The following is a 1,601-nucleotide window of genomic DNA, read 5'->3' on the forward strand; positions in this document are numbered from 1 at the left end:
GCCGGCGCTCACGCCACCGTAGAAGCCGGTCCAGTCGGTTGGGCCTTCGGACGAATAAGCATCTGCCGCTTGCACAGCGGACGAAGCAACAACGGTCAGTGCAGTGACGGCGAGTAAACGAGTAATCATGTAAAGCTCCTGAGTTTTTAGGTGTATGACAGGCACAGCGTTGCCGCACGTCGATGACAATCGGCGCGAGGCGAATACTCAAATCAGAGGGTACGGCTACCGGACCGAACGGCCCGGCAGGGGCTACTGGCCGAGAAAGCGGTAATCGGCGCTGTAAGGTTCGACGTGTAAGTCACCGGCCTGTTCACAGCTGCCGCTGAAGACGCCGCCCAAGGTGTGCAGGCGTTCCACCTGCACCACTTGGGCCAGGCCGCCAGTGCCTTGGTGCGTCACCACATCCAGGCGCAGCAGCGGGATATCTTTGGCACTTTGGCCGGGAGCCTGGGCGATGACTTTACCCATGACCGCACTGCGATCATCCAGCTGCCAGGTCGGCCCGGCGAAGTGTCGGCCGATGGTCTTGCCGTTGATCATCAGCGTCGCCAAGGGCTCGCGAAATTGCCAGGTCAACTGGCCGCCGCTGTCTTTGGCGCAGGTGTAAATCTGCACGCCGGTGGCCTGGACCGTCATCAGTACTTTTTTTGCCACTCCGGCGCCGGGCTCCGGCAAGTCCTGGGCCTGGGCGCGCTGGGCATCGAACGCGCAGATCGCCAGCACAATCAGGCCGATCACCTGCAATACCAGAAGCGCCAGGCGATTGCGGCGCGCCATCACATCAGGGTCGGTGCTGCTCATTGTGTGTCTGCCGGGTGAAGTGTCGAGAAGGGTCTGGTCAATCATGGTGGCGTCCGTCAGTAGTCGGTCATGGCTGGTTATCAGCGTCTGCAGGATGAACAACCGACCCGAAGTATTTATTCCCGACTATTTTCCAAGCCGGGTAAAAACCCCATGTTTACCAGACCTCCACCTTCAGCACCGGGCGCTGGCTGGCCTGCGTCGCCAGCGCCTTGCCGCTGTGCACCACACCATGGCGCGGCGACTCACGCTTGAGGTTGGGCACCGGAATGCGCCCGCCGCCCCGCACGGTTTGCGCACCGTTCATTTGGAACTTGCCATAGGCGAAATTCAGCCCTACGCCGTTCTGGCGCTGAAAATAAATCCACCAGCGCCCTTCCTCAAACTTCATGAACGCAAAGCCCCGAGGGTAAGCATCCTCGCCATAGTCATCAAACGTCATCGCGGTGGCGAAACCCAGCCCATGGCCGTCGAAACGGTTGAGGTATTCCTTGTTCAGGTAATCGCTGCCGCCCTGCACGTGGTACACGCGGTAAGTGGTGTCGTCGATATGGTCGATCAGGATCGAGCAGCCACTGAAGTCGGGGGTAAACACATACCCGGTCGCACCTGGGTTGGCAGGGATGTCGCAAAAGCTGCCCTGCGGCACCCAATGCCCCATCAGCGGCCGCTCGACCTTGCCGTGCTCACCCGGTTTATCCAGGGTTGCCAGGCGATAGCCGCCCGCCTTGTGATCATTGACATCAAACACATTGAGGCCAGCCACCACCCCGGAAGGAATGCGCTTGGCGGTCATG

General features: G+C 60.5%; 2 protein-coding genes. Both read right to left on the reverse strand.

Annotated elements, in window-relative coordinates:
* Positions 1-252: 252 nt before the first annotated feature.
* Positions 253-849, reverse strand: coding sequence for a DUF3455 domain-containing protein (locus tag WBB95_RS09100; RefSeq protein WP_424487284.1), 597 nt, complete (start codon positions 847-849; stop codon positions 253-255).
* 112 nt (positions 850-961) lie between these two features.
* Complete coding sequence (locus tag WBB95_RS09105; RefSeq protein WP_424487285.1) at positions 962-1,600, reverse strand: hypothetical protein; 639 nt, start codon at positions 1,598-1,600, stop codon at positions 962-964.
* Between the last annotated feature and the right edge of the window lies 1 nt (position 1,601).

The organism is Pseudomonas sp. (genome assembly GCF_049645325.1).
In the GTDB taxonomy this organism is placed as follows: domain Bacteria; phylum Pseudomonadota; class Gammaproteobacteria; order Pseudomonadales; family Pseudomonadaceae; genus Aquipseudomonas.

What these genes read in the sequence shown, in the direction of transcription:
- WBB95_RS09100 (WP_424487284.1), bottom strand. Translation starts at nt 849, where the DNA reads ATGATTGACCAGACCCTTCTCGACACTTCACCCGGCAGACACACAATG.
- WBB95_RS09105 (WP_424487285.1), bottom strand. Translation starts at nt 1,600, where the DNA reads ATGACCGCCAAGCGCATTCCTTCCGGGGTGGTGGCTGGCCTCAATGTG.